Origin of the sequence: Tannerella forsythia 92A2 (genome assembly GCF_000238215.1) — a bacterium.
In the GTDB taxonomy this organism is placed as follows: Bacteria; Bacteroidota; Bacteroidia; order Bacteroidales; family Tannerellaceae; genus Tannerella; species Tannerella forsythia.
The window spans coordinates 1,919,410-1,945,379 of the sequence record NC_016610.1 but is presented as its reverse complement, the minus strand read 5'-3'; the positions used below and the strand labels follow the sequence as shown (position 1 = coordinate 1,945,379).

Below are 25,970 nucleotides of genomic sequence, written 5' to 3'. Positions count from 1 at the left end.
CCGACCGGTTAATTTTTCCGACGTCGCGACGTTCTGCCGTATACTGCCCCTCCGAGCATCACAACGAAAAACAGCAATGACAGGGAGGCATACGGAAGAATACCCGCCATGCCCGCATCGCGAACAAAGAGCTCGTTAAAGCCGTTCAATCCCCAGTTCAGGGGTGAGATACGGCTGGCAAGACGCATAAAGTGAGGCATCACAAAAGTGGGAATCCAGACCCCTCCGAGAGCAGCCAGCATCACGACAGATACGGCGCCGAAGATGCTTGCCTGCTGGTTTGTACGTGCAATACTTCCGATAGCCAGCCCGTAACCGATCGCCGATAGCGATGCTGAGACCGACATCAGCAGCAGCGCGCCAGCGCTGTGTCCGAGTTTAAGCGCAGGCAGTCCGAGCAAGGGGATCAGGTACATGCCGGTTGCCATCATCAGGGTGAGTTGCAACAGACAAACACACAGGTAGACAAACATTTTACTGAACAGATATACCGCATAGGAACAAGGCATCGTCATCAGCCGGTTGAGGCAACCCGTTTCACGCTCGCGAATCATGTTTCCCGCAAGCGAAACGACAATAAAAAAGACGGCGAACATGCTCCATGCCGGCACATTGTGCTGTGTAGCGTTCGGAATGATCCGCCCGTGTTCGCTTCGGGCATACGCTTCGTCGACCGTAAACCATTCGTCTGTCTCGATATTCAGATCGACAGGGATGAGGAGGAGAAGGCTGGCCTGTGCCGATATCTCCTGAAGAAGCAGCCGGTGCCGAATCGTCAACATTTCCTCACGTACGGCAGACATCACCGAAGAGCGGAACGATGGCTTGGCCGCCGGATCCACTAATACTCTGACCGTTAATGAAGACTGCGTTGTATCGGAGACTGCGGAAGGCTCACCGTCAAATGCACGCTCGACACCGTGACGCACCTGTTCGCGCAAACGCTCCGTCGTACCTTCGGGGATGATGACACCGATCAGGTAATCACCGCGCATAACAGCCTCTTCCACCTCGTGGACCGTGAGAGACCGGCCATCCGCTTCGGTCGAGACGTCGAATATACGGCTTGCCGAGAGTTGGCGGCTCACGCGCCGGCCTAATGAGTCGCCATCGGCATTGAGCAGGTAGAGCGAGATACGATTTTCGTTGATCGAGCGGAAAGTGCCGTCCTGCAGGTATGCCATCAGCAGCACAAGCGCCCACGGCATGAAAAACAACAGCACGATCCCCCATACATCGCGCACAAGCAACAACAGGTCTTTATATATTAGCGCCCGGATATTCATACATCAAGCCCGTACGGGCCATAAACAGTTCTTCGAGCGACGCCCTTCCCGTCCGGTTCTGTAACTCGGCGGGAGAGCCTTCGCATACAATCCGACCGCGATCCATCAATACCACTTGTGTGCATAGTTTTTCCGCCTCCGCCATGTCGTGCGAAGTGTAAACGATGGTCATGCCCTCCCGGTGAAGCACCTGTAAATGTGCAACAATTTCCTGCTTCGACAGCACATCGACACCGACGGTCGGCTCGTCGAGAAAAAGGACTCGGGGACGATGAAGCATGGCTACAATCAAGTTAACCTTACGTTTCATACCCCCCGAGAGGTACGCCGTTCTTTTAGAAAGATGCGGTATGAGATCGAACCGTTCGATATAGTTGTCAATGCGCTCGCGCAACGTGTCCGAAGGTATGCCTTGTATACCACCGAAGAAATGCAGGTTCTCGCGCAGTGTCAGCTCGGGATAGAGTGCGATCTCCTGCGGTACGATGCCGATCATCCGCCTGATTCGCCTCATCTCGCAACGCACGTCCAGCCCGCCTATCTTCACCTCGCCGGTGTCATACGGGCACAGGCCGCAAAGCACGGAGAGTATCGTCGTCTTACCTGCGCCGTTGGGGCCGAGTAGTCCGAAGAGATCCCCTTCGGACACATGCAGCGTCAACCCATCGACCGACGGATGAGCAGCTCCACGATACGTCTTACGTAACTTCCGGATATCGATCATCGAAGGGGTCATCGGCTCTTTTTGATGAGTTTTTCCAGATCGGTAAAAAATTGTTTTTCGCGGTCGCCGATGGTTTTCAGATGGTCGCCAATGGTCTGATAATCGACGTTAGCCGCCGAACGACGCTTGCAGACACGTGCGGCCTCTGCCGCAAACATACGCCACTCGTCGCCGATAGCGGTAAGGCGTTCGGAAAAATCGTTGAGTGCGGTGATGCCCGTAATTGCGGCCGCCTCCTGAAGGAACGCGGCATAGAGGAAGCGGAATCCGGCACCACCCGTCCCGATCTCTTCCATCATTCGCACAAGCTGCCCCAGATGTAATGCCGCCTGACGCACACCGTATTTCTGTGGGAACTTCGGAATCTTGTTGCCAAGATGCCTGAACGCATTGATGCCGACCCAGGGCACAGGCCCCGGCTCATGAAGCATCCGGTAGCAGTTTTTGAGGATGGCCTTGCGTATGAGTTTGGGCAAGTCTGGCTGTTTTTTGGGCAATGAGCGTATCCAGTAGAGTTTGCCCATCGGCGGATACGTACCTTTGGAGAAGCGCGCGCGCATCATATCGTGCGCCGAGAGTTTCACCTTTTCAACAGCCACCGGATCGCTGACCAGGTAATCGTCGCCGTCTTTTCCGATCACGCAGATGTTGTGCGCGTTAAAGTGAAACCGGTATTCGTTCGGCACATAAGGCAAAAAATACATGCCTACCACCGCGCCCGTCGGGATACCCTGAACGAGCAAACGATCTAATTTCTTTTCCGCATGCTTCGGACAGAGGAAAATTGTCCGACGGACCTTGAAGCCCAGCAAGCGGGTAGCACGAGCAAAGATAGCGCCCGGCAGCGGACGGAACGAAGTCACCGGAAAGCCCGCAAGATGCACAAACGGCAGATGGACGAAATAAAGCGATGCCGACAAACCGAAGATGAGCGGTTCGGAATAATCGTAGCCGTAAAAACGCAGCAGATTGCCGGTAACGCCGTTTTCACAATGTGCCGCACTGAGGTGTTCAAAAGGGATTTCCATCATTCCACCCGTTTTAACTCATCGACCGTTATACGCAAAGCATCGGCATATTGCCCGAGGATACGATCATCCAGTCCGGCAAAGGCTTCATACTTGAGATGCTTCCTGACCTTACGCTTCGGAATACCGGCATATACGGCCAGCATCGCGACATCTTGCAAGTTCTTTTTCATATGATAAGCCAACGGACTGGCTTCTTTCCTCAACACCTGCCGACGGATCCGTTCGCAGTCTTCCAGAATATCTTCCCAAACGACTGCCAAGACATCGTTCTTGACCGACCAGCCGTCACTGAGCACCTTTGTATAGCGCCCGTCTTCATCCACAGCATACATCACATCGCGGACCACTTTGTCTTTAAAATACTTCAAATCCTGAGGGACATCTTTTGTCTTCATCACATCGTCTGTTTTTTCAGTTTAAATGGCCATACAACCCATACGTATACGAGAAACATTGCACTTCCGGATATCATGAGAGGATATTTCTTATCACATCTTTACCGAACGATTTATTGGCCAGTTCGCGATTTCTCGGACGGAACGTACCGTCTTCCATCTCGCGAATCACGACCTGCGTAAACAGACGGAACATTTTCTGTTCCTGACTTTCGTCCTGATAAAACGTATCCCACGCATATTCATACATCTCCTGCAATCGCTCGGCCGACATCTGCTTCGGATGAAAAACGACCTGACCCGCGTTGTAATGATCCCAGTCGAAATCGAAGATACGTCCCTGACGCAGGTAATCGTCATATCCTTTCGTATGCGGGAAAGGCGTCATGACAGTAAATTCGGCCAGATCAAGGTCGATTTCGAGCAGAAAATCGATAAGCCGTTTGATATCGTCCTCCGACTGGCTATCGATACCGAGCAGGATCGTTCCCTCTACTCCGATGCCATGATCATGGTAACGTTTCACACGCTCCTTGATATAATCCGACGTATCGTAGACGGCCTGATACACATACCAGGCGCCGGCCTGTGCCGCCAGATCAAGCACTTTCGGGTCATCTTCGATCGTATGACTGATCCATTTCTTCTTGAACGGAATCATTTCGCGGAAGAGTTCCATCTCCCATTCTTTATTTTGAGCCAACGAGTTGTCGACGATAAACAGGCGATTGTTTTCGATCGAGGCAAGGTCTTCGATCACCTTATCGATCGGGCGCGGGCGGAAAATACGTCCGCCGAGGTACGAAACGGCACACGGATAACAACTGAAACGACAGCCGCGCGAAGCATGAAAGAGATCGACCATCTGTACGCCCTTGTGATTATACAGTTCGCGTTTATAGAGGTCGCGCCGCGCAGGCCCGACATCGCCGATGGGCGGTTGCTGCGTCATGTAGTTGTAGACTTTCTTCAACCGGCCGTTGCGCCAGTCGTTCAGCACTTCTTCCATCCGTCCCTCCGACTCGCCGAGGAATACGGCATCGGCATGGTCGATCGTTTCTTCGGCATGCAGCATGGTCGAGATACCTCCGAAGATCACCTGTTTGCCGCGCCGCCGATATTCGTCGGCAATAGCCCATCCGCGCTTCACCTGCGTACTGAGCATCATCGAGATGGCTACCAGATCGCACTCTTCGTTGAAGTCGAGGGCTTCTACGTTCTCGTCCGTAAATGATATGTCGACATAAGGCGGAAGGGTTGCAGCAAAGACGACCGGCCCGTGAGGAGGGAGGTTAAATGTTGTCTGCCCTTTGAGCTTCTTCCACTTAGGATATATCAATTTTAATTTCATACAATCAGTCCGTTAATGCTCGGAGGTCACGCAGTCTGCCATGCTGTCGAAGGAACCTCTTGAATACTTTGTTTTTATAAATAATCGCAAATTTAGATAAAATCCTCGAGATTTTACACCGGGCAGATAAAAACACAAGGCCGACGCTCTGTTTTCTGTCCCCTCCTTTGCGTGTTCTTAGCCACAATTTTACTATCTTGGAGGGAAAAAATTTAAAAAAATAATTATGAACAGAACTCGAACAGTTGCCGGCCTTGATGTGCACAAAGATAGCATTTATCTCTGTATTATGGGGTATGACCAGGCCATTATTTGGGAAAATACTTATGGAGTGCTTACTCCCGACTTGCGTGAGATGCATCATGACATGAGAGCCCATGGTGTCACCGAAGCAGCTATGGAGAGCACGGCCGTCTATTGGGTTCCGGTATGGACGGAACTCTGCGAATCGATGGAACTCAGATTGGTGAATCCCTATTTCATCAAGCAGCTTCCCGGCAGGAAAAGTGACGTGAAGGATGCCCGATGGATCGCGGAGTGTCTTCTGAAAAATCTCATCAAGGGAAGCTTCGTTCCCGAGCCCATCGTGCAGGATATGCGCAAATTGAACCGCCGTATCATGGACCTGTGCGAAGATACGACCTACAACAGCAACAAACTCGACGCAGCTTTGCAAAGATGCGGTTTTAGGCTCAGCAATTACGTGGCTACCACCAAAAGTAAAAGCTATCGGTCTGTACTCAAAGCGATAATCGACGGACAGACCGATCCTGATGAACTCCTCAGTCTTGTGCATGGACGCATACTCAACAAACATGGACGTGAGAGGGTGAAAGCCGCGCTGACAGGCTCGTTCTCAGAAACTGACCTGATTGTTCTCAGACAATTGAAGGAAACACTCGACCTGATCGAAAAACAGACGGCGTACTGTCAGCAAGAACTCGTCCGGCTCTGCAAAGAACATTACCCCAAACCATACGAACGCCTGCAAACCATCCCCGGTGTCAAGGAACGCGCAGCCACGGCAATCATTGCGGAAACAGGTGTTGATATGAAGATGTTCGCTACGGCGGCAAGCCTTGTGGGATGGTGCGGTCTGAAACCGCGTAACGATGTAAGCAACGGGCGTTTCAAAAGCAGAAAAGTGACACACGGAAACAGATACCTCAGACAAATATTGATCGAAATTGCATGGGCTGCATCACGAACCCGAAACTGTTTCTTCTCTCATTTCAGCTACCTCCAAACTACCGTCAAGAAAAAGAACAAAATGAAGATCCAGGTGGCCATCGCTCGGAAAATACTCGTTGCCGTATGGCACATGCTCTCCAAAGAAGAGGATTTCATTGACATTTATCTCAAAAGGCAGGAAGAGTTGAAAAGAACAGAAGGACAAATCAAACTGCTTGAATCGTATATGGCCGATTAGCCATTTGATATACCTTTCGGTGCCACGTAATTACCTTTGTGGTGCACAGAGTAGCCCGTTTCGCAAATTTACAGATACACCGGAAGGAGTCGGACACCGGCATAAGCTACCCAAGCTTGTAGAGGAAAGTAACATACTTATATTCGCAATCTCCGAGACACACCGACCGTCACGGAGCCAACAGTCGTGTGTTATAGTCACCCAAACAACCGAATTTGGGAGGGATTGAGCAGCAATGTAAAGAATCCAACAAAATACGTTTTAGAGGAAAGGTAAGGCAAAAAAATAACTCCTCAAAAAACGGTTATTGCGGTCCTGAGAAAGTTTTTTAACTTTGCCCCGAATGAAAAACAAACAAAGTCAAATAAAAAATATCAATTCGATATGAATTTGAAGATTCGGCTGATCGTTATGAACTTCTTGGAGTTCGCCGTATGGGGAGCGTACCTCACTTCGATGGGGCGCTACCTGAGTCAGGTCGGTATGGGAAGCCACATCGGCTGGTTTTATTCGGTACAGGGATTTGCCTCGCTGTGTATGCCGGCCCTCATGGGGATTGTGGCCGACCGATGGATGGAAGCGCAACGGGTGTACGGGCTTTGTCATTTTCTGGCCGGATCGTTGATGCTCGCCGTTTCGATGTATGGCCTTTCCGCCGGGGCCGATGTCTCCTTCCCGCTGCTTTTTACGCTTTACACCCTCAGCATCGCCTTTTATATGCCGACGGTGGCCTTGGCCAACTCGGTCGCCTACTCGGCATTAGACAAAGCCCGGCTGGATGCGGTGAAAGTGTTCCCGTCGATTCGCGTATTCGGCACGATCGGGTTCATCTGCACCATGATTTTGATTGATCTGATCGGATTTCAGGCCGGACCGAAGCAGTTCGCCGTTTCCGGTGTACTGGGACTTCTGCTCGCGGCCTACTCGTTCACGCTTCCGCGTTGCGCGGTCAACCGTAAAGCCAACACGAACTCGCTCGTCGGTGCGCTCGGCCTGCGTGCTTTCAGCCTCTTCAAAGAAAAGAAGATGGCCATCTTCTTTATTTTCTCCATGTTGCTCGGTGTATCGTTGCAGATCACGAACGGCTACGCCAATCCTTTCATTGCAACCTTCGCCGAAATCCCCTTCTATAAAGAGACTTTCGGCGTACAGCACGCCAATATCCTGATCTCGATCTCGCAGATGTCCGAAACATGTTTTATCCTGCTGATACCTTTCTGCCTGAACCGTTTCGGCATCAAACGGGTGATGTTGATGGCCATGCTCGCGTGGGTGCTTCGCTTCGGTCTGTTTGGGGCCGGCAATCCCGGCGACGGCGTGTGGATGTTTATCCTTTCGATGATCGTGTACGGCATTGCATTCGATTTCTTCAACATTTCCGGCTCGCTGTTTGTCGATCGGGAAACAAATCCGGAGATTCGCAGCAGCGCGCAAGGCGTTTTTATGATGATGACAAACGGTTTGGGTGCATCGATTGGGATGTTGGCTGCGCAAACGGTCGTTAATCGCACGGTTTATTCGCAAATCGCCGACCCGGCCGCGCAATTGGCCGGATGGCAGACGGCATGGTATATCTTCGCGGGTTATGCGCTCGCAGTCACGATTCTTTTCGCCATCTTCTTCCGGTATAAACACGAACCGGTAAAGAACTCAGAACATGGCAAGTTTAATCCGACTGCTGAACGCTGATCGCTGAATTAATTCAGGCTTTCAGCCCTCCCATGGGTGTTACCTCTTTCCCCAACGCTTCGCATTGGGCTGAATTAACACAGCCCTTTCAGGGCTGTTACAGCGGTCAGCAGTCAGCCCCCTGCATTCCCCCTTTTGAAGGGATAACATCCCCCCTTCGCTTCGCTCTTCCTCCCTTTGAAGGGGGGGAGGGGGGATGTCCCTCTGCGTTCGGATACCGTGTACCCGGCATAACAATTAACACCTGACAATTAACCATTAATTTGTCATTCAGAGCGAAGCGAAGAATCTCTTCCCTTTTCCCCGCGAGATTCCTCACTGCGTTCGGAATGACAAAGGGTGGCGTTCGTAATGACAAACACAGTTATTTGCGTTGATTCGCGTTATTTGCGAAATTTGCGTTCGGATAACCCGGCATAACAATTGACAATTAACCATTAAAAACAATGCTCTTTCATCAGCTTGTCGATGACGGGATCGCCCAGTTCTTTCGCTTTCTGAAAAGCCCGGCAACCTTCCTCCTTCTTATGCTGACGAACAAGGCAAAGCCCTAACAAACGATACCCCGCCGCGAAGTCGGGTTGCAGGCTGATGGATTTCTCAAGGCTGGCCTGAGCCTTTTCCAGCTCCTGCTTGCGCAGATAAATCGACCCTTCTTCGGCATAATACAGCGCGTTCTCCGGTTCCTTGGCCAATGCCGACTGAATATCGGCGAGTGCCCCGTCCATATCGCCCGCGCGGAATTTAGCCTGTTCGCGATAATAGTAAAACGACGTGTTTACATTGCCTCCTGCCAGTTCGTAATACCGGTCGTAGTCTTTCGCTGCCGCTTCATATTGCCCCATCCGCATTTTCAGATCGACGGTTTCAAGGAGGTAAGCTCCCGCATCGGATGGGTTCGTCGTCATGGCGCGTGCGCAGGCGCTGTCCATCAATGCGATCACCTTGCCGAGGTTTGCTCCTTCGATCTGCTCTTCTGCTTTCGCCGCCATATAGAATGAGGTGGCCGAAGCCATCGGACTTTGATTCACCAACGCGTACGCCGCCGCCGCTTTACGGTAATCTTCCTGAAAGAAAGCGATATCGCCCTCCAATTGACGGAATAGCGGCATATCCGTTTCGGCAAGTGCTTTGCCGATCAGTTCGGCAGCTCGCTCCATGCTCCATTCCGGCAACTTCAACGTCGTATCGCCGGCCGCCACGCCGTAAATCAGCTTGGCCTGATTGTAATATCCTTCGCCCCGATTATCTCCGAAATACTTCAGCGACGTTTCCATATCGGCGCGGGCGCGTTCGAGCAGCTCCGCTTCGGTCCCGACGTCGGTCAACTGCTTTCGCTGATAGATATAATGCGATGCGCGGCTCAGATACCCGTCCGGCTCGTTCGGAAATTTGGCAATAAACTCGTTGAGTGTCTCTAAATACGTCGGCGCGTCCTGTTGCGACGAGTAGAGTATCAAAGCCACCTGCGCGTCTTCCACTTTGTCGCTCCACGCTTTCCGTATCCCGATCGACGAATAGGCTTTGTTCAGGATATCCATCTGTCCGATCCGGATATCTTGAATATAAGGCACCGAGATACCGTATGTTTTCCCTTTCCCCGACGCATCGGCCTGCGCCATCGCGAAAACCTCGCCGTTCCCGGTCAACAAAGGCGCGCTCACTTGCTCCCGGTTCAGCGGCATCTCGACTTTGTAATATCCGTAACGATCTTTTACTTTCGACACCTCCGAAAGCGCGGCATGCGGAAGAAGAGCGCCTTTCGACAATCCCGCCGGAAGCAGATAAACCTCCGATCCGACTGCCGGCAGACCGCTTGCCACCGTCAGATAAGCCGTTTTCTTGGGCACGGCTACCATGAAACGTACTACGTCATACATTTCGTCGGCACCGAGAATATGCGTCACGCGCAGACGCTTCCCTTCCGCATCGGTCACAGTCGCTTTTTCCGCGCCGATAAACAGCGAATAATCCGACACCGCCTCTCCCGTTTCACTGATAAAGAATCCCGTACCCTTCGTCCGGTTTCCGCTCTTATCTACCGCCTCTATCGTAAAAACGGCCTTCCTAGCTTTCTCCGTCCACTTGAGCGATTGCTTCTGCGCCATCAAAGACACACTCTGAAAAGCGATCCAAATCCATAGTAATAATCGTTTCATACCTCGTCGATTTAAAAAACCATGCAAAAGTAGCAGTTTCATCCGGATTTGAAAAGAAGCCCCGTCTCTTTTCCAAGATAACCGCATCAAAAATAAGTTTATTTTTATGGGATAAAAACAATTGGTACGAACCGAACGCACACTCGATCTCCAAGTCGCAATAACGTTCGAAGTACTTATATATCCCCTATAAGAACCGAATACCCCAAACGGAATAAAAATTCAAAAAAAATACAATTTTGGAATATTTATTCGATAATATGCGTATATTTGCATCGAGTTTTGGATATTTATTCATCATGAACATTAAACAAAAACGCTTGAACGCGATTGAGAACATCATTCGTTCGGAGATGATACGGAATCAGGACGAGTTACAGAGAGCCTTGAGCAACAAAGGTTTCGAGGTGACGCAGGGCACCCTCTCGCGCGATATCCGGAAGTTGAAAATCGTGAAAAGACACGACGGCGACAACCGGTATATCTACGTTTTGCCCGACGCGATACCGGCCGGCAAGCCTGCCGTTGAATTTTCGGGGCATCTGGCTGTGCTCAAAACGCCACCGGGCTATGCTATGGCCATTGCGTCGGATATCGACCGCATCGCGCCGGGCGAAATCCTTGCCACGATTGCCGGCGATGACACCATCCTCGTTATTCCACGCGATGGATACTCGAATAAGCAGGTGGCAAAAGCATTAGAACCGTTTTTAACCGGGCGTCAGACCAATGAAACAGAAAAAAAATGACGAAAACAACCAAAAAACAGACGGACGAAGTGGAATTTGACGTGATGGTAGCGGACGAAAGTCATGAAAAATACGTTGATACCATCCTCGATACGATCGAAATCGCCGCTCGCAAACGCGGCTCGGGCATCGCAAGGCGTACACATGAGTACGTAGCTCAAAAAATGCGCGAAGGAAAGGTTATCATCGCACTGGCAGGCGATGAATTTGCGGGATTCAGCTACATCGAGTCGTGGGGAAACAAACAGTACGTGGCAACATCGGGATTGATCGTAGCCGACAAGTTCCGGAACCACGGGCTGGCCAAACGCATCAAACACGCGGCGTTTCAGCTGGCGCGGCTACGGTGGCCGAAGGCGAAACTCTTCAGTCTGACGTCGGGCAGCGCCGTCATGAAGATGAATACCGAATTGGGCTACGTGCCTGTCACATTCAGCGACCTGACGGACGATGAAGCGTTCTGGCGCGGCTGCAACGGCTGTGTCAACCACGATGTACTTACGCGCACGCAGCGTCAATACTGCATCTGCACCGCCATGCTCTTCGATCCCGAAGACCCGCGATGCCTCATGCTCGAAAAACTGAACAAGACATGGGTGAAACGGCGCAACAGCTCACGTTCCAAGCCTAAAGAAACAAAATTATAAACAACGCAATCATTCAAAACAGATGAAAAAGGAAATTAAAAATGCCGCCTCAACGGCAGAGAGTGCGAAGAAGAAAGTTGTAGTCGCCTTCAGTGGCGGACTCGACACCTCGTTTACCGTTATGTACTTGGCACGTGAGAAAGGCTACGAAGTCTATGCGGCATGTGCCGACACGGGAGGCTTCAGCAAGGAGCAGCTTCGCAAAAACGAAGCCAACGCCTATCAACTCGGCGCCAAGGCATATGTTACGCTCGACGTCACAAAAGAATATTACGAGAAGAGTTTAAAATACATGATCTTCGGCAATGTTCTCCGTAACGGCACCTATCCCGTGTCCGTCTCGTCCGAGCGAATCTTTCAAGGTATGGCCATTGCGCGCTACGCCAACGAGATCGGGGCGCAAGCCATTGCTCACGGATCGACCGGCGCAGGCAATGATCAGGTGCGCTTCGACATGACGTTCCTCGTCATCTGCCCCGACGTCGAAATCATTACGCTTACGCGCGACATGAATCTGAGCCGGCAGTTTGAAATCGATTATCTGAACAAAAACGGTTTCAAAGCCGACTTCAAGAAACTCAAATATTCATATAACACAGGCATCTGGGGCACCTCGATCTGCGGAGGCGAAATCCTCGACCCGGCTCAGGGACTGCCCGAAACGGCTTATCTCAAGCAAGTGGAGAAAACCGGAAGCGAGCTGCTGAAGATCGAATTTAAAAAAGGCGAAATCATTGCAGTGAACGGTAAAAAATATACCGACAAGATCAAAGCCATTCTGGCGATCGAAAAAATCGGCGCCGCCTACGGGATTGGGCGCGACATGCACGTGGGCGATACCATCATCGGGATCAAAGGACGCGTGGGCTTCGAGGCTGCCGCCCCGATGCTGATTATCGGTGCACACCGCTTCCTCGAAAAATATACGCTCTCCAAGTGGCAGCAATACTGGAAAGATCAAGTGGCGAACTGGTACGGGATGTTTCTGCACGAGAGCCAGTATCTCGAACCCGTGATGCGCGATATCGAAGCGATGCTGACCGAAAGTCAGCGAAACGTGAACGGAACCGTTACGCTCGAACTGCGTCCCTACTCCTTCTCGACCGTCGGCGTCGAGTCGAAAGACGATTTGGTGAGGACGAAGTTCGGAGAATACGGAGAGACACAGAAAGGCTGGACGGCCGACGAGGCTAAAGGGTTCATCAAAGTCCTTTCCACGCCGTTGCGGGTCTATTATACGAACCATCAGGAAGAACGGAACCTGATATGATCTGTGTGGGAATCATCGGCGGAGCAGGCTATACCGCCGGAGAGCTGATACGCCTGCTGCTACACCATCCGCAGGCAACGATTGCCTTCGCGCACTCGTCGAGCAACGCCGGCAATGCGCTGACCGACGTACATGCCGGACTCTATGGCGAAACAGACCTGCGCTTTACCGATCAAATGCCGTTCGATACCGTCGACGTGCTGTTTCTTTGCTCCGGACACGGCGAAAGCACGCGTTTTCTGCGATCGCACGATATTCCCGCGCGGGTCAAGATCATCGATTTGGCACAGGATTTCCGTCTGGCCTCGCCGGATCACGATTTTGTATACGGCCTGCCGGAAATAAACCGCGACGCACTCCGTCATGCGCACCATGTAGCCAATCCCGGCTGCTTCGCCACGTGTATCCAGCTCGCGCTGCTTCCTTTGGCAGCCCGCGGCCTGCTTTCCGGTTATGTGGCAGTGAATGCCATCACCGGCTCGACGGGCGCAGGCGTCAAACCTTCCGATACGACGCATTTCAGCTGGCGAAACGGCAACATCAGCATCTATCAGGCGTTCCGGCATCGCCATGTACCCGAAATCAAACAGTCGCTGCGGCAACTGCAACCCGCTTTTGCCGGCGATATCGAGTTCATCCCCTGTCGGGGCGATTTTACACGAGGTATTTTCTGTACCGCCGTCGTCAGAACGGAAAAACCGTTTACGCAGGAAGAAACGGACAAGCTGTTTGCCGATTTTTATGCCGATGCCGCCTTTACACACTATGTTCCGCATGCACCCGATCTGAAGCAGGCGGTTAACACGAACAAGGCGCTGGTTCATGCCGACGCGTTCGATGACAAATGGCTCATCACAGCAGTTATCGACAACCTCCTCAAAGGCGCATCCGGACAGGCCGTTCAAAACATGAACCTGATGTTCGGTCTGGACGAAACAGCAGGCTTGCGGTTGAAACCCGTGGCATTTTAACCATCAAACATTCTAAAAACAAAGACAAAAGCATGAATCTTTTCGACGTATATCTGCTTTTCGACATCGCCATAACGAAAGGTGAAGGCTGCCGTATCCGGGACGAACAGGGCAACGACTATTTAGATCTGTACGGCGGCCATGCCGTGATCAGCATCGGGCACAGTCACCCGGTTTATACCGCTGCCATTGCCCGGCAAGTGCAAACGTTGGGGTTTTATTCAAATTCCGTCGTGAACAGGTTGCAACAATCCCTTGCCGCACGGTTGGGACTCGTATCGGGATACGATGATTACGCACTCTTCCTGATCAACAGTGGCGCCGAAGCGAACGAAAACGCCCTCAAGCTCGCTTCGTTTCACAACGGGCGAAGACGGGTGCTCAGCGCAACAAATTCGTTTCACGGGCGAACCTCGCTGGCCGTCGAAGTAACGGATAACGCAAAAATCACAGCGCCCGTCAATGCGAACGGACACGCTACCTTCGTGCCGCTGAACGATCTCGACGCGTGGCATGCCGAACTGGCCAAGGGCGATGTGTGCGCGTGCATCGTCGAATGTATTCAGGGCGTGGGAGGCATTCGCCCGGCCACACGCGAATTTATGCAGGGACTGCGCGAAGCGTGCAACGCATACGACACCCTGCTTATCTGTGACGAGATACAATGCGGCTACGGGCGTTCAGGTCGGTTCTTCGCGCATCAGCATCTCGGCATCAAGCCCGATCTGATTACCGTCGGCAAAGGAATCGCCAACGGCTTCCCGATGGGCGCTCTGCTTATCTCTCCACGCTTCGAGGCTGTGCACGGGCAGTTAGGCACCACCTTCGGAGGGAATCACCTCGCGTGCGCCGGTGCTCTGGCCGTGCTCGACGTCATCGAACGGGAGAAGCTCATCGAAAATGCGGCCGCCGTCGGGCAATACCTGCTTGACGAACTCGGCCGACTCCCGCAAATCAAAGAAGTGCGCGGCAAAGGGCTGATGATCGGCCTCGAATTTGATTTCCCGATTCAAGAGCTGCGCAAGCGCCTCATCTACGAACAGCATGTATTTACCGGCTGCTCAGGTACGCATGTCCTGCGCCTGCTCCCTCCCCTCTCACTCTCGTTTACAGAGGCAGACGAGTTTCTGCACAAGCTCCGAAGGGCGTTTGACAGCGGTCAGTAATCAGCGGTCAGCCCTGCAAATTCCCCCCTTTGAAGGGATAACATCCCTCTTCGCTCCGCTCTTCCCCCCTTTGAAGGGGGGCGGATGTTCCTCTGCGTTCGGATACCGTGTACCCGGCATAACAATTAACCATTGACAATTAACCATTAATTTGTCATTCAGAGCGAAGCGAAGAATCTCTTTCCGTCACTTTTGGCTTGACCCAAAAGTAACCAAAAGGTCAAGGCTTCGTGCGCTTCGCATGCCTTCGCGACGCTCGCAGGTCGAAAAATCAGGTAACTCGCTTGGCTTGGACAGCCTGATTTTCTTTCGCCCTGCTCGCTGCTCCGTCGGCTCACCGCCCGAGGCCCATGGACGAACGCCGAAATGAATGGTCAATGGTTATTTTCTAAATACATGATTCGGCGTGTACCACGCATAATAATTGACCATTGACAATTAACAATTAATTTGTCATTCAGAGCAAAGCGAAGAATCTCCTTTCCTTTTCCTCGCGGGATTCCTCACTGTGTTCGGAATGACAAAGGGGGTTATTTGCTTTCATTCGCGTTATTTGCGTTATTTGCGTTCGGATAACCCTGCATAACAATTAACAATTGACCATTAACAATTGAATTATGTCAGGCTTTCAGCCCTTGTGCCCTGTGCGGGCCAATCTCTTCTTCCCCCTTTGAAGGGGGGGAGGGGGATGTTCCTCTGCGTTCGGATACCGTGTACCCGGCATAACAATTAACCATTGACAATTAACCATTAATTTGTCATTCAGAGCGAAGCGAAGAATCTCTTTCCTTTTCATGGCGAGATTCCTCACTCCGTTCGGAATGACAAAGGGGGGTATTCGCGTCCATTTGCGAGATTCGCGTTCGGATAACCCTGCATAACAATTAACAATTGACCATTAACAATTGAATTATGTCAGGCTTTCAGCCCTCTGAACAAGGTCTGGGAATCGATATCCCACCCTTACGGGATGGGGCTGAAATATATCGGGCTTTCAGCCCTTGTGCCCTGTGCGGGCTAATCTCTTCGGGGCGTTGAATATGGACATCCCTCCAGCCCCCCTTCAAAAGGGGGAATGCAGGGGCTGAACGCTGACTGCTTTAAAAGCCCTGAAAGGGCGCATTAATTCAGCCCAATGTGGAGCGAAGCGAAGCGTTGGGAAAACAGGATGTACCCCGATAAGAGGGCCGTCGGCTCACCGCCCGAGGCCCAAGGACGAACGCCGAAGCGTTCGGAAGATTTGCCCTTTTCTTCCGAATAAGCCTGCCTAACCGGATACCTCGCGGCAAAAAAATGTCATCAAGATGGAAATACATATTTTTCGCTCGAAAGCTTGGAGAATGTTCAAAAAAAGAATACTTTTGAAGCCCGAAATAAAAACCATCCGATGAAGAAGTGCGGATTCACGTTACAATGAAAAGAATAAGAACAGCCATCGTAGGATATGGCAATATTGGGAAATATGTACTGGAGGCGCTGAAGACTGCTCCCGATTTTGAAATCGCGGGCATCGTACGCCGCCATCCGCAAGACGTTCCGGAAGAATTGAAAGGGTATCTCGTGACGGACGCTCTGAAAAAACTGAATGGCGTCGATGTCGCCATTCTGGCCATTCCTACCCGACAGGTTGAATCCTACGCCAAAGAGGCAATCGCACTCGGCATGAATACCGTCGACAGCTTCGATATTCATACCGGGATCGCTGCGCTGCGTCGCTCTCTGGACGAAGAAGCTAAAAAGTGCGGCGTTGTATCCATCGTCTCGGCCGGTTGGGATCCGGGAAGCGACTCCGTCATTCGCGCCTTGTTACAGGCTATCGTACCGAAAGGTATTACGTACACCAACTTCGGGCCCGGCATGAGCATGGGGCATACCGTCGCCGTCAAAGCCGTCGAAGGGGTTAAAGCCGCCTTGAGCATGACTATTCCGTTAGGGACAGGCATTCATCGGCGGATGGTTTACATCGAGCTGGACAAAGGACATGACTTTGCCGCCGTGGCCGAGGCCATCAGGAAAGACGAATATTTCGCGCACGACGAGACGCACGTAATGCAAGTCGATTCGGTCGAAGACTTAAAAGACATGGGACATGGCGTTCATCTCGTTCGCAAAGGCGCGTCGGGCAACACACAAAATCAACAGATCACATTCGATATGAGGATCAACAACCCCGCCTTGACGGCTCAGATTCTCGTGGCGTCCGCCCGGGCATCGATGAAACAGACCCCCGGCGCTTACACGATGATCGAAATACCGGTGATCGACCTGCTCCCGGGCGATTGTGAAGAGTGGATCAAAAAACTCGTTTAATGCGCATCCAAATCAACAGAAATACGAACAATTTATCGAATAATGACGGCCTATTGGCTTCAATGATCAGCTTATAAGAAAATGTTATCAGATATCACCTGGACAGCAGACCCTGCAATATTTACCATCGGATCGAAAGAAATACGCTGGTATTCACTGATGTTTATCATCGGGTTTGGAATCGGTTATAAAATCGTGGAACGGATGTGGAGACGTGAAAGCATCAATCCGAAATGGATTGACCCGCTCCTTTATTATACGCTGATCGGAACAGTTGTCGGCGCACGCCTCGGACATTGTCTTTTTTACGATCCGGGCTACTATCTGTCGCATCCTATCGAGATCCTGAAAGTCTGGGAAGGCGGTTTGGCCAGCCACGGCGGAGTACTCGGGATTATTGTCGCAATCTATTTCTATTCCAAATACGTATCGCGACAAAGCATGCTTTGGACGTTCGATAAACTCGTCGTGCCGACAGGGCTCGTTGCCGCTCTGATACGCATCGGCAACTTGATAAACCACGAGGTGTACGGCTTGCCCACCGATCGGCCGTGGGGCTTCCGGTTCATTGAGAATTTGCACGCATGGAGACAAGGTGCAGAGCCGATCTTCTCGGCGCCGTCTCACCCGACACAAATTTACGAGGCCGTCTGCTATCTGCTTACGTTCGTACTCTGCATGTGGCTTTACTTCAAGAAAGATGCATGGAAAAAAGAAGGTTTAATCTTCGGCATCTTTATGATTTGTATCTTTACGGCACGGTTCTTTATCGAATTTCTGAAAAATAATCAGGAAGATTTCGAAGCAGCCATGCCGATCAATATGGGGCAATGTCTGAGCATCCCGTTCATCGTGACGGGTATTTATTTCGTCGTACGAGCATGGAGACGTTCGAGGCTCAACATCATAAAACCCAACATGGCACAAACGGTTTAATTCTCTCTATAGAGGCTAATATACACGATATGAAAGCTATTGCGAAAAATATTTATTACGTAGGTGTCAATGACCGCCAAAAACATTTGTTTGAAAACATCTGGCCGCTTCCGGGGGGCGTTTCGTACAATTCATACCTGATCGCCGGCGAAAAAAGCGCACTGGTCGATACCGTCGATATATGCTACTCGGATACCTTCTTCAAAAAAATCGCCAAGATTTTAAACGGGCGTACGCTCGATTATCTCATTGTCGGTCACATGGAGCCGGACCATGCGGGCAGCATCCGCCTGCTGCGCCAGCAGTATCCGGACATGAAGATTGTCGGAAACCGACAGACGTTCGGCATGCTGGCCGGCTATCACAACATCACGGAAGGACTGCACGAGGTAAAAGACGGCGAGAGCCTCGATCTGGGTACACATCAGTTGAAATTCTACACGGCACCGATGGTACACTGGCCGGAAGTGATGTTTACCTACGAAGAAACGGAACGCGTATTATTCTCGGCCGATGCTTTCGGTACGTTCGGCACTCTCGACGGAGGAGTGCTTGATACGGAGATGAATACGGATCGTTATTGGAGTGAAATGATACGCTACTACTCGAACATCGTTGGTAAATACGGCGGCCCGGTGCAAAAAGCGTTGCAGAAACTTTCGGGAGTCGATGTTCAAATGATCTGTTCGACGCATGGCCCCGTCTGGACGGAACAACGCGGTCGCGTCATTGAGATTTACGACCGTCTCAGTCGTTACGAAGGCATCGAAGGGGTGACACTCGTTTACGGAAGCATGTACGGAAACACCGAACTGATGGCCGAAACCATTGCGACGGCATTAGCCGAAGGGGGCATCAAAAACATTGCCATGCATAACGTGAGCAAAAGCCATTCCTCCTATATCCTGCGCGACTTATTCAATTACAGAGGCGTGATTATCGGCAGTCCGACCTATAGCAATCAGCTGTTCCCCGAAATCGACGCATTGCTTCAGAAAATCGAACTGCGCGAACTCAAAAACAGGGTATATGGCTATTTCGGTTCGTTCACCTGGGCCGGTGCGGCCGTCAAACGTCTGGGAACATTCGGAGAGAGCATGAAATGGGAGTGTATCGGCACCCCCGTCGAGCAAAAACAAAGCATCAGTTCGGAAACAGAATGCATTTCGCTCGGCCGGTCGATGGCGGAAAAAATATTGTCTAAATAAAAAGCTTAACCTCTTGAAAACATTTTCTTTTATACCTTTTTCCCTTTGGATCGGAATCAGTTTATGCAGTTGTACGGGAGGAAATAAGGAGTATGTGTACAACGAAACAGTTAGCAATAATGTGTATTGGTTAACAGAGCATTATGTAGAAAGTGTATATGCCGATTTCAAAAACGGCTATATACAAACAGCCTACGAAATGAGAAATGATCCGATGAACGAATTCCGTAACAAAACACCGGAGACTGTTTCAGATAACTTAAAAAAAGAAATCGATAGCGCTTTCGAAAAATTAAATGCTCTCGAACCTTCTGAACAGGCTAAAGATTTTCATCAGGCAATCACTGATTATTTAAATGCAGTAAAAGGTCCTTTAGCTGATGCTTTATTGGCATATTGTACCCTTGATACTCTTGATGAAGAGCAAAAAAATGCATTGACTCAAAAAGTAAATGAAGCTTATGACAAAATATGCGAGATTGAAACAGGTATGTTTGAAGTGCAAAAGACGTACTTCAAAAACGTAGGGTTAAAAGGCAAAGAAAAAGAAACAGATTGAAATCATACAAAATAATTCATCATGAGAGTAATTATTGAACCGACTTACGAGTTAATATCTCAATGGGCCGCGAATTATATCGCCGCAAGAATGAATCAGGCCAAGCCGACAGCCGAAAAACCGTTCGTACTCGGACTGCCGACAGGCTCGTCGCCGCTGGGCACGTATAAAGCGTTGATCCACCTTTATAAGAGTGGGAAAATCTCGTTTCAACATGTGATTACGTTCAACATGGACGAATATGTGGGTATCCCCGAAGATCATCCGGAGAGCTACCATACGTTCATGAAGAAGAACTTCTTCAGCCATGTCGATATTCAGGATAAGAACGTGAACATCCTCGACGGTAATGCCAAAGACCTCGAAGCCGAATGTGCCAGTTACGAAGAACGTATCCGTAAAGCAGGCGGAATCGACTTGTTCCTCGGCGGCATCGGGCCGGACGGACACGTCGCTTTTAACGAGCCGGGGTCATCGCTGACATCACGTACCCGTATTAAATCGTTGACAACCGATACGATCATCGCCAATTCGCGTTTCTTCGACCACGACGTGAATAAAGTGCCGAAGACGGCGCTTACCGTCGGTGTCGGAACGGTGATGGACGCAAAAGAGGTCGTTATCCTCGCCAACGGTCATAACAAAGCACGCGCCTTGCAGCAGGCCGTCGAGGGCAGTGTGAACCAGATGTGGACGATCACGGCCTTGCAGATGCATCCGAAGGGGATCATCGTATGCGACGAGGCCGCATGTGCCGAGATCAAGGTCGGAACGTACAACTATTTCAAGGATATCGAGAAAAACAACCTCGATCCGAAATCGTTGCTGAAATAAACAGACCGTAAGCAAAGGTCGGGCTGTGTCGGAATGAATTTTCGGCACAGCCTTTTTGATATCTTCGGAGATGATCCATAAACTTCGACGCTTGAAAGAGACAGGCTACCCGGTAACCTTCGGGTATAAGAACTTCTTCGGTGAGTTTCACCTCCGGTTCTCTTTTTTACACCGGGCAACTCGCGCAAGCGGTACGAAGCACGGTTGTTCGAAACCGTATATCTGCTTTTACCGACTTTCTGCCTGTGTGATTGCAGCCATGCTGCTGACCGTCCCGTACAGACTGTATGCACAAGAACCCGACGGTACGAAATCGTTCAGCCCTTTCGCCTCCAAACTGTACGCAAGATATGCCCGACAGCGAGCAAAGAACAAGCCAGACTCAGCTTATCTGAAATACGAAGGCAATATGCTCAAAGTTCGTATCATCAACACCATTCAGGCACCAAGGCTCGGGATTTCACCTCTGAGCAACCGAAACAAGGAAATATTGTTTCGCTCCCAACCACTCGAATACATCGGATTCGATTTAGGGTGGAACATCTTCTCCGGAGGATACAGTATCAGCTTGAACAGAACGCGCAAAAGCAGCAATGAACGATTCAGTTTCAATACATACACACGTTTCTTCGCCCTCAACCTCGAAGCCTATTGGTTGAAAGAGTTGCACGCCTCGAACTCCGAAGACTCCGCACCGGATGAAACACGGTTGGGCGGAAGTTATTTCCGCACCCGCTCTGCGCAGGTAAGTATCTTTACAAACGGACGAAAAATGGCATACGGAAACACGATCAATCCCGTCTACCGGCAAATCAAAAGTGCAGGCACCTTCGCCTTTGCGCTTACCTATTCGGATTACCGGCTTGATATGAACTTCGGAACAAATCCGAAAGATGGACATGAAGCAGCTCAGACAGCGGAAATGGTCGGTATTGATTATCTGAAATTATTCAAGTACGAAGTCGCCGCCGGATATTCTTACAACTTCGTGGCAGGCCGACATTGGGTGCTCTTCGTCTCGGACATGATCGGGCTATCGGCCAAACATTACAGCTACGAAATGCTTCATGACGAAGGGGTAACCCGGAAAGCCACGTTCGGCGGATGCAACTATGCACGGTTAGGGGCATGTTACTACAATAAAAATTTTTTCATCGGACTGCATGCGCACAATGAGCTTGATATCCTTCAGACCGGACGATTTATCTTCAAAAAAAGCAATACGACAGGAATTTTATATGCCGGCTATAAATTCAAAGTAGACCGGTTCAACGAAATGGTGTCCAAACTTTTGAATATGGATAAATAAAGTTCCCGAACTGCTGCATTCTCCACCCAATTTAACGGATGCACTTCCTCATCTTATCGGCTTACCCGCGCTTCACCGGAAACCGCCATCAAAGCCTCTCACCGTTTCTCCTGTATAATTTTGGCGCTCATTTAATATTTTTCTATTTTTGTCTTTTCTAAAAAGCATGGAAGAAATAACTGAAAACATAACAGACGATTTAAAAGAAGCATGCCGGGTATTGCAGGCAGGCGGACTGATTCTCTACCCGACGGATACGATCTGGGGCATCGGTTGTGACGCTACGAACGAAGAAGCTGTGCGTAAAGTGTACGAACTGAAGCAACGCGCTGACCACAAGGCGATGCTGGTACTGGTCGATAATCCTGCCAAGCTGAACGGCTATGTAGACGAAGTGCCCGATGTGGCGTGGGATCTGATCGAACTATCCGACAAGCCGTTGACCATCATTTATTCCAATGCCAAAAATTTAGCGCCCAACTTGGTGGGTGAAGACGGCAGCGTAGGCATACGCATCACACACGAGCGTTTCTCACACAATTTGTGCGAACGGTTTCGCAGGCCCGTCGTTTCCACTTCGGCCAATAAAAGCGGGGAACCTGCGCCCTCATCCTACAGCGACATCTCGCAATCGATCCGTGACGGAGCAGATTACATTGTCCGCTATCGACAGACGGAGCAGATACAGGCACGGCCGTCAGGCATCGTCAAAGTCGGCCGGGGCGGACTGATTCAAGTAATACGGGAATAATGAACAGGCACAGGCAGAGACTGAAATACCTCCTTTCCGATTTCGTCACGGCAGCCATCGTGTGGTGTCTCATGAATATACTTCGCTACTACGAGGTAGCCCGGTACGACGGTTTTCATTCCTTAGGCCAGTTTCTGACCTTTCATCAGGTCATTATAATGCAGCTCTTTATCCCACTCTTCTGGCTTGCGTTATACTATCTTTCGGGGTACTACAACCGTCCTTTCGGGAAGTCGCGTATTATCGAATGGTTTACGACATTCGTCAGCATTACCATCGGAGTCGTTCTGATTTTCTTCTCCGTCATCCTCAACGACCTGCCTCGTTCTTTTGAAATCTATTACAAGATATTCCTCTCGTTCGGTGCGTTACAGTTCATTCTCACCTACACGTGCCGTTATCTGATAACGAGTCATGCGCTTCATATGGTGAAACTACGGAAGTGGGCGACGAATGTGTTAGTCATCGGAACGGGACGGCAGGCGCTTCAGGTGTGTGACGATCTGACAAGGTTAGGTTATCGGATGCTCGGTTTCGTACAAGGCCCTGCGACGGACGATACGACTATCGATTCGCAGGAGATAGCCGGCACCATCGACGATTTACCCGAACTTATGGCCACAAGTCCGGTACACGAACTGATCCTCGTTCCCGATCCCGAATGCCACGAAGAGACCATACGCATCCTCTACTCGCTTTACCATTACAAATGTCCCATCAAAATCTGGGCAGACAAAAACAATCCGCTAACCCGTGCGGAGGTGAAGACCATACACGGCATTCCGCTGATCGACGTCACAAGTAACAACTTCTCCGAAGCCGGTAAAAACATCAAATGGCTGGCCGACAAGATTGCGTCCCTGCTTGCGCTCGTTTTACTCTCGCCGCTCTATGCCTACATTGCTGTGCGCGTGCGGAAAGACTCGAAAGGTCCTGTTCTTTTCCGGCAAGAACGTATCGGGTACAGGGGCAAGCCATTCACGATTTATAAATTCCGTACGATGTATGCCGATGCGGAAAAACGGGGACCGATGCTAACAGCCCAGAACGATACGCGTGTGACGCCGTTCGGCCGTTTCCTGCGCAAGTACCGCCTCGACGAGTTACCCCAGTTCTGGAATGTGCTCCGAGGGGATATGTCGCTCGTCGGACCTCGTCCCGAGCAACGCTATTACATCGATCGTATTGTTCGCAAAGCACCGTATTATTACCTCTTGCACAATGTCCGTCCGGGCATCACCTCGTGGGGAATGGTGAAATACGGATACGCCGAAACAGTCGACAAGATGATCGAACGTCTCGCCTACGACATCCTCTATTACGAAAACATGTCGCTGGCTCTCGATATTACGATTTTAATCTATACCGTAAAGATTGTATTTACGGGGAAAGGAGTATAAATTGACAACATTGACAAACGAAGGACGATTTTATAAATTTCTGCTCTGGCGCGAAAAGCATATCAAAGAGCGTTCCTTTATTCTTCTCATCAGTTTTCTGGTAGGAATCGCCGCCGCGATGGCCGCACTGCTTCTCAAGTTTCTCATCCATTCCATCCAGCACCTGCTGATGGGACATTTTCAGGAAGGAGCGAACTACTGGTTGCTGGTTTATCCGATTATCGGCATTTTGCTGGCCGGTTTGTTTGTGCGTTATATCGTGCGCGACGATATCAGCCACGGCGTCACCAAAATTCTGTATGCGATCTCGCAACGCAAGAGCCGGATCAAACCGCATAACATATGGAGCTCGTTAGTAGCCAGCTCCGTTACCATCGGGTTCGGGGGGTCCGTCGGCGCCGAGGCGCCCATCGTATTGACAGGTGCCGCCATCGGTTCGAACTTGGGACGGCTCTTTCGCATGGAACAGAAGACCCTGATGCTACTCGTCGGATGCGGAGCGGCCGGGGCCATAGCCGGTATTTTCAAGGCCCCCATTGCCGGGTTAGTGTTTGTCATCGAAGTGCTGATGCTCGACCTGACCATGACCTCCGTACTGCCGCTACTGATCGCATCGGTAACGGCTGCCACCATGTCTTACATCTTTTCCGGCACTGAGGCCATGTTCCAGTTTTCACAGACCGAGGCGTTTTACGTTAGGCGTATCCCATACGTGCTGCTGCTGGGCATTTTCTGCGGAATTGTTTCCCTGTATTTCACCCGCAGCATGATCCGTATCGAAGGCTGGTACCACAAACTCCCGCAGCAATGGCAAAAGTTCATTCTGGGGGCAGCGATGTTGAGCATCCTGCTGTTCCTCTTCCCCCCGCTCTACGGCGAAGGATACGACACGATCGAATCGCTTCTCGACGGACGGTTTGCGAACCTGATCGACCGCAGTCCGTTTCATCAGATCGATATCGGTTACTGGAGTATCATCATCTTTCTGGGTTTGATCCTGCTCACCAAAGTATTGGCATCAGCCGCCACGAACGGAGGAGGCGGGTGCGGCGGCATCTTTGCGCCCAGTCTTTACATCGGATGCATTGCCGGCTTTCTTTTCTCTCATATACTGAATTATTTCGGCACTTCCATCGAACTGTCGGAAAAGAATTTTGCACTGATGGGCATGGCCGGCACCATGGCCGGCGTGATGCATGCCCCGCTGACGGGCGTGTTCCTCATCGCCGAGCTGACGGGGGGGTACGATTTGTTCCTTCCGCTGATGATCGTATCGATCAGCTCGTACGCAACGATCAGGGCCTTCGAACCGCATAGCATTTATTCCATGCGTCTGGCGCAAAAAGGAAAACTCCTGACACATCATAAGGATAAGGCCGTACTGACACTGATGACCGTGAATAGCGTGATCGAAACGGATTTTATCCCCGTGCGCCCGGAGATGACCCTCGGGGAGCTCGTGAAAAACGCTATTGCGGAGAGCTCGCGAAGTATGTTCCCGGTGGTCAATAAAGACGGCGTACTGTTAGGTCTCGTCTTGGTAGACAATATCCGCAATATCATGTTCCGCCCCGAATTGTATGAACGCTTCCACGTGTCTCGCTTTATGGTTTCGGCTCCGGCTAAAATCGTCGAAGGGATGCCTATGGAACAAATCATGCGTATGTTCGATGATACGAAAGCATGGAATCTGCCGGTCGTCAACGAAGAAGGGAAATACATCGGCTTCGTCTCGAAGTCGAAAATCTTCAATGCCTATCGTGAAGTGCTCGTCGGAACCTTCTCGGGCGATTGAG

22 protein-coding genes are annotated in these 25,970 nt (G+C 50.8%); 16 read left to right on the top strand and 6 right to left on the bottom strand.

What is annotated here, in order from left to right; all coding sequences use genetic code 11:
- Nucleotides 1-8 precede the first annotated feature (8 nt).
- The 5 genes from BFO_RS07960 to BFO_RS07940 all read right to left on the bottom strand — a co-directional run bounded on the left by BFO_RS07960 (nucleotide 9) and on the right by BFO_RS07940 (nucleotide 4,787).
- Entirely contained in the window at nucleotides 9-1,286 is a 1,278-nt protein-coding gene (locus BFO_RS07960) for an ABC transporter permease (protein ID WP_014225163.1), read from the bottom strand.
- The gene (locus tag BFO_RS07955; protein WP_014225162.1) at nucleotides 1,261-2,022 is read right to left on the bottom strand and encodes an ABC transporter ATP-binding protein; all 762 of its coding nucleotides are present in this window, start codon (nucleotides 2,020-2,022) and stop codon (nucleotides 1,261-1,263) included. Before BFO_RS07955 ends, BFO_RS07960 begins: the two co-directional genes overlap by 26 nt.
- Entirely contained in the window at nucleotides 2,019-3,041 is a 1,023-nt protein-coding gene (locus BFO_RS07950) for a BtrH N-terminal domain-containing protein (protein WP_014225161.1), read from the bottom strand. Before BFO_RS07950 ends, BFO_RS07955 begins: the two co-directional genes overlap by 4 nt.
- Nucleotides 3,038-3,436 (bottom strand): hypothetical protein, encoded by a 399-nt coding sequence (locus tag BFO_RS07945; protein WP_014225160.1) that lies wholly within the window; start codon nucleotides 3,434-3,436, stop codon nucleotides 3,038-3,040. Before BFO_RS07945 ends, BFO_RS07950 begins: the two co-directional genes overlap by 4 nt.
- 73 nt (nucleotides 3,437-3,509) lie before the next feature.
- Nucleotides 3,510-4,787, bottom strand: coding sequence for a B12-binding domain-containing radical SAM protein (locus BFO_RS07940; RefSeq protein WP_014225159.1), 1,278 nt, complete (start codon nucleotides 4,785-4,787; stop codon nucleotides 3,510-3,512).
- A gap of 226 nt (nucleotides 4,788-5,013) precedes the next feature.
- Here BFO_RS07940 and BFO_RS07935 point away from each other — a divergent pair, with 226 nt between their 5' ends.
- Together BFO_RS07935 and BFO_RS07930 are read left to right on the top strand one after the other, a co-directional pair.
- Nucleotides 5,014-6,216: an IS110 family RNA-guided transposase gene (locus BFO_RS07935; protein ID WP_014225157.1), complete on the top strand. Its 1,203-nt coding sequence runs from the start codon at nucleotides 5,014-5,016 to the stop codon at nucleotides 6,214-6,216.
- Nucleotides 6,217-6,600: 384 nt separating this feature from the next.
- Nucleotides 6,601-7,905 (top strand): MFS transporter, encoded by a 1,305-nt coding sequence (locus tag BFO_RS07930; protein ID WP_014225155.1) that lies wholly within the window; start codon nucleotides 6,601-6,603, stop codon nucleotides 7,903-7,905.
- A 437-nt stretch (nucleotides 7,906-8,342) separates the two neighbouring features.
- Here BFO_RS07930 and BFO_RS07920 read toward each other — a convergent pair whose 3' ends face one another.
- Nucleotides 8,343-10,064: a tetratricopeptide repeat protein gene (locus BFO_RS07920; RefSeq protein WP_041590789.1), complete on the bottom strand. Its 1,722-nt coding sequence runs from the start codon at nucleotides 10,062-10,064 to the stop codon at nucleotides 8,343-8,345.
- A gap of 299 nt (nucleotides 10,065-10,363) precedes the next feature.
- Here BFO_RS07920 and BFO_RS07915 point away from each other — a divergent pair, with 299 nt between their 5' ends.
- From BFO_RS07915 to BFO_RS07850, 14 genes are all read left to right on the top strand, one after another.
- Nucleotides 10,364-10,813: an arginine repressor gene (locus tag BFO_RS07915; RefSeq protein WP_041590788.1), complete on the top strand. Its 450-nt coding sequence runs from the start codon at nucleotides 10,364-10,366 to the stop codon at nucleotides 10,811-10,813.
- Nucleotides 10,810-11,460, top strand: a complete 651-nt coding sequence (locus BFO_RS14070) for a GNAT family N-acetyltransferase (protein ID WP_014225151.1) — start codon at nucleotides 10,810-10,812, stop codon at nucleotides 11,458-11,460. Before BFO_RS07915 ends, BFO_RS14070 begins: the two co-directional genes overlap by 4 nt.
- Nucleotides 11,461-11,482: 22 nt before the next feature.
- Complete coding sequence (locus BFO_RS07905) at nucleotides 11,483-12,730, top strand: argininosuccinate synthase (RefSeq protein ID WP_014225150.1); 1,248 nt, start codon at nucleotides 11,483-11,485, stop codon at nucleotides 12,728-12,730.
- Nucleotides 12,727-13,701 (top strand): N-acetyl-gamma-glutamyl-phosphate reductase, encoded by a 975-nt coding sequence (gene argC / locus BFO_RS07900; RefSeq protein ID WP_014225149.1) that lies wholly within the window; start codon nucleotides 12,727-12,729, stop codon nucleotides 13,699-13,701. Before BFO_RS07905 ends, argC begins: the two co-directional genes overlap by 4 nt.
- Before the next feature lie 32 nt (nucleotides 13,702-13,733).
- On the top strand, nucleotides 13,734-14,867 hold the full coding sequence (locus tag BFO_RS07895; RefSeq protein WP_014225148.1) for an aspartate aminotransferase family protein: 1,134 nt from the start codon (nucleotides 13,734-13,736) through the stop codon (nucleotides 14,865-14,867).
- A 1,413-nt stretch (nucleotides 14,868-16,280) separates the two neighbouring features.
- A complete protein-coding gene (locus BFO_RS07890) occupies nucleotides 16,281-17,177 on the top strand; it encodes a diaminopimelate dehydrogenase (RefSeq protein ID WP_014225147.1) in 897 nt (298 codons plus the stop codon).
- Nucleotides 17,178-17,258: 81 nt separating this feature from the next.
- Nucleotides 17,259-18,113, top strand: coding sequence for a prolipoprotein diacylglyceryl transferase (gene lgt / locus BFO_RS07885; RefSeq protein WP_014225146.1), 855 nt, complete (start codon nucleotides 17,259-17,261; stop codon nucleotides 18,111-18,113).
- A 29-nt stretch (nucleotides 18,114-18,142) separates the two neighbouring features.
- Nucleotides 18,143-19,321, top strand: a complete 1,179-nt coding sequence (locus BFO_RS07880) for an FprA family A-type flavoprotein (RefSeq protein ID WP_014225145.1) — start codon at nucleotides 18,143-18,145, stop codon at nucleotides 19,319-19,321.
- Nucleotides 19,322-19,415: 94 nt separating this feature from the next.
- Complete coding sequence (locus BFO_RS07875) at nucleotides 19,416-19,880, top strand: hypothetical protein (protein ID WP_143569612.1); 465 nt, start codon at nucleotides 19,416-19,418, stop codon at nucleotides 19,878-19,880.
- Between the two features lie 21 nt (nucleotides 19,881-19,901).
- Nucleotides 19,902-20,714 (top strand): glucosamine-6-phosphate deaminase, encoded by an 813-nt coding sequence (gene nagB / locus BFO_RS07870; protein WP_014225143.1) that lies wholly within the window; start codon nucleotides 19,902-19,904, stop codon nucleotides 20,712-20,714.
- Between the two features lie 70 nt (nucleotides 20,715-20,784).
- Entirely contained in the window at nucleotides 20,785-22,023 is a 1,239-nt protein-coding gene (locus BFO_RS07865) for a DUF4421 domain-containing protein (RefSeq protein WP_014225142.1), read from the top strand.
- Nucleotides 22,024-22,210: 187 nt separating this feature from the next.
- Nucleotides 22,211-22,774 (top strand): L-threonylcarbamoyladenylate synthase, encoded by a 564-nt coding sequence (locus BFO_RS07860; RefSeq protein ID WP_041591219.1) that lies wholly within the window; start codon nucleotides 22,211-22,213, stop codon nucleotides 22,772-22,774.
- Nucleotides 22,774-24,174, top strand: a complete 1,401-nt coding sequence (locus tag BFO_RS07855) for a sugar transferase (RefSeq protein ID WP_014225139.1) — start codon at nucleotides 22,774-22,776, stop codon at nucleotides 24,172-24,174. The genes BFO_RS07860 and BFO_RS07855 overlap by 1 nt, the downstream gene beginning before the upstream one ends.
- 10 nt (nucleotides 24,175-24,184) lie before the next feature.
- Nucleotides 24,185-25,969, top strand: a complete 1,785-nt coding sequence (locus tag BFO_RS07850) for a chloride channel protein (RefSeq protein WP_041591218.1) — start codon at nucleotides 24,185-24,187, stop codon at nucleotides 25,967-25,969.
- Nucleotide 25,970: the final 1 nt, after the last annotated feature.

Excerpts from the sequence above, each read along its gene's own strand:
- BFO_RS07960 (WP_014225163.1), bottom strand. The coding sequence starts at position 1,286 with ATGAATATCCGGGCGCTAATATATAAAGACCTGTTGTTGCTTGTGCGC.
- BFO_RS07955 (WP_014225162.1), bottom strand. The coding sequence starts at position 2,022 with ATGACCCCTTCGATGATCGATATCCGGAAGTTACGTAAGACGTATCGT.
- BFO_RS07950 (WP_014225161.1), bottom strand. The coding sequence starts at position 3,041 with ATGATGGAAATCCCTTTTGAACACCTCAGTGCGGCACATTGTGAAAAC.
- BFO_RS07945 (WP_014225160.1), bottom strand. The coding sequence starts at position 3,436 with ATGAAGACAAAAGATGTCCCTCAGGATTTGAAGTATTTTAAAGACAAA.
- BFO_RS07940 (WP_014225159.1), bottom strand. The coding sequence starts at position 4,787 with ATGAAATTAAAATTGATATATCCTAAGTGGAAGAAGCTCAAAGGGCAG.
- BFO_RS07935 (WP_014225157.1), top strand. The coding sequence starts at position 5,014 with ATGAACAGAACTCGAACAGTTGCCGGCCTTGATGTGCACAAAGATAGC.
- BFO_RS07930 (WP_014225155.1), top strand. The coding sequence starts at position 6,601 with ATGAATTTGAAGATTCGGCTGATCGTTATGAACTTCTTGGAGTTCGCC.
- BFO_RS07920 (WP_041590789.1), bottom strand. The coding sequence starts at position 10,064 with ATGAAACGATTATTACTATGGATTTGGATCGCTTTTCAGAGTGTGTCT.
- BFO_RS07915 (WP_041590788.1), top strand. The coding sequence starts at position 10,364 with ATGAACATTAAACAAAAACGCTTGAACGCGATTGAGAACATCATTCGT.
- BFO_RS14070 (WP_014225151.1), top strand. The coding sequence starts at position 10,810 with ATGACGAAAACAACCAAAAAACAGACGGACGAAGTGGAATTTGACGTG.
- BFO_RS07905 (WP_014225150.1), top strand. The coding sequence starts at position 11,483 with ATGAAAAAGGAAATTAAAAATGCCGCCTCAACGGCAGAGAGTGCGAAG.
- argC (WP_014225149.1), top strand. The coding sequence starts at position 12,727 with ATGATCTGTGTGGGAATCATCGGCGGAGCAGGCTATACCGCCGGAGAG.
- BFO_RS07895 (WP_014225148.1), top strand. The coding sequence starts at position 13,734 with ATGAATCTTTTCGACGTATATCTGCTTTTCGACATCGCCATAACGAAA.
- BFO_RS07890 (WP_014225147.1), top strand. The coding sequence starts at position 16,281 with ATGAAAAGAATAAGAACAGCCATCGTAGGATATGGCAATATTGGGAAA.
- lgt (WP_014225146.1), top strand. The coding sequence starts at position 17,259 with ATGTTATCAGATATCACCTGGACAGCAGACCCTGCAATATTTACCATC.
- BFO_RS07880 (WP_014225145.1), top strand. The coding sequence starts at position 18,143 with ATGAAAGCTATTGCGAAAAATATTTATTACGTAGGTGTCAATGACCGC.
- nagB (WP_014225143.1), top strand. The coding sequence starts at position 19,902 with ATGAGAGTAATTATTGAACCGACTTACGAGTTAATATCTCAATGGGCC.
- BFO_RS07865 (WP_014225142.1), top strand. The coding sequence starts at position 20,785 with ATGATCCATAAACTTCGACGCTTGAAAGAGACAGGCTACCCGGTAACC.
- BFO_RS07855 (WP_014225139.1), top strand. The coding sequence starts at position 22,774 with ATGAACAGGCACAGGCAGAGACTGAAATACCTCCTTTCCGATTTCGTC.